This window comes from Streptomyces sp. NPDC007162, from assembly GCF_040634175.1.
GTDB lineage: Bacteria > Actinomycetota > Actinomycetes > Streptomycetales > Streptomycetaceae > Streptomyces.
This window is the reverse complement of the sequence record NZ_JBEYFC010000964.1, coordinates 1-1613: the sequence shown is the minus strand read 5'-3', so window position 1 is coordinate 1613 and position 1613 is coordinate 1. Positions and strand designations below refer to the sequence as shown.

General features: G+C 66.6%; 1 protein-coding gene and 1 pseudogene. One reads left to right on the top strand and one right to left on the bottom strand.

Going from position 1 to position 1613, the window contains the following annotated elements; translation table 11 throughout:
• Positions 1 to 113: 113 nt before the first annotated feature.
• The gene (locus ABZ646_RS46285) at positions 114 to 611 is read right to left on the bottom strand and encodes a MarR family transcriptional regulator (RefSeq protein ID WP_360533718.1); all 498 of its coding nucleotides are present in this window, start codon (positions 609 to 611) and stop codon (positions 114 to 116) included.
• A gap of 778 nt (positions 612 to 1389) precedes the next feature.
• On the opposite strand from ABZ646_RS46285, the pseudogene ABZ646_RS46280 reads away from it, so the two are divergent.
• Positions 1390 to 1613 (top strand): annotated as a pseudogene (locus ABZ646_RS46280) (hypothetical protein); the annotation flags it as partial.

Below are 1613 nucleotides of genomic sequence, written 5' to 3'. Positions count from 1 at the left end.
CTCTCTTTGCCCCTCCTCTCTGTTGTTCTTTTGGGGGGGCTCGGTGTGGGGGGGGGGGTTGGGGCGGTGTGGTCGAGCGCCGCCCCCGCCTGGGGTTTCGGTGTCGGTCGGTGTCAGTCGGAGCAGACGGACGCGGGCCAGCGGCCCGCCAGCAGGGTGCCGAGCATGTCGCGCAGCAGGTCCCGCTGGTCCGCGGGCAGGCGGCTGAAGAAGGCCGACTCGGTCTCGGTGGCCACCTTGTCGGCCGCCGCCAGGGCCTCGCGGCCGGAGTCGGTGAGGATCAGGTTGTAGCGCCTGCGGTCGGCGGGGTTGCGCCGGCGCTCGACGTGCTGGTTGCGCTCCATCTCGTCGATGACCGTCACGACCGTGGTCGGATCGAGGTTGAGAAGCCGGCTCAGGTCCTGCTGGGACAGTTCGGGGCCGCCGGCCAGGGCGGCCAGCACGAAGAAGTACCGCATGCGCATGCCGAGCGTGGCCAGGGCCTTCTCGGCGTCCTCGACCAGTACGAGGCCGGCCTTGTGCAGCAGGTAGCCGGGGCGTTCGGCGATGGGGAAGTCCTTCCGGGGCGACAGGCGTTCCCCGGTCGGCTCGGCGTGCCCGCTGGGCGCCATGCGCATGCTCCCTCCAACCGTTTGAATCTCCACGATCGAAGATACCAACGCTTCCGGCGGGGAGACAGCGCCGGGTCCCGGCGGACGGTGGCACGGGTCCCGGCGGACGGTGGCACGGGTGTCGGCCGACGGTGGCACGGGTGTCGGCCGATACGGAATTTCTGAATCCCTTGCGGAATTTAATCGTCCTTAACCTGTTTCGAGGTCCCGGGCAACGGCTGTGGCGGCGATGTGACGGCCGTCACGTGAATCCGGCTTGATTCTCTGTTACTGTCCAGAACATACCGTTCAGGTGAAGGACCGTCAGCCGACGGGGGTCGGCGGGAAACGGCGAGGCTTCGCCGACGGATCGTTTCGAATTCAACGGGGGATATATGAACGGATGTCTTTACGGGGCCGGATAGCGTCCCGGATTTCATGATTCACCGGCCCTTCGGGCTGTCTTCGGTGCGGCGACCCGTGCGCCCGTGTCATGTCGTCATGCCTGTTCACGGGCGTTCGCAGAGGCCCTTGCGCCGCTCTGTCCTTTTTCGGTACCGGCTGGCCCGCTGAGGCTGCCGGTTTCATCGTGATGCCCGCGACGACTTTCGCACGGGCATTTTCCTGGCGCTGCCATGCGCCGATCCTGGGGAGAAGAATGCGTAGGACCACTGCTGTGGCCGGTGAATCCACAGTGCTGGCGGAGGAATTCGAGAAGTGGCTCGGAGATCCGGAAGTGGCCACGAATTCCGTGTCGTTCAGGCGCGGTCTTGATCTCGATGAACAAGAAGAGCTGCCGGTGGCCGGCATCGACCATGTGCGCGCCTTCGGCTTCAGCCGCTATTTCGTGCCCGAGTCGCTGGGCGGCGAGCTGCGGACCACCGAGGACATCCTGATGCTCACCCGGGTGCTCGCCCGCCGGGACATGAACGTCGCAGTCAGCGAGAGCACCCAGGTGTGGACCATGCTCGCCTGGATCGGCGGGGAGTCCGGGCGGGTGAAGGAGCTGCGCCGGCACCTCGT

Excerpts from the sequence above, each read along its gene's own strand:
- ABZ646_RS46285 (WP_360533718.1), bottom strand. The coding sequence starts at position 611 with ATGGCGCCCAGCGGGCACGCCGAGCCGACCGGGGAACGCCTGTCGCCC.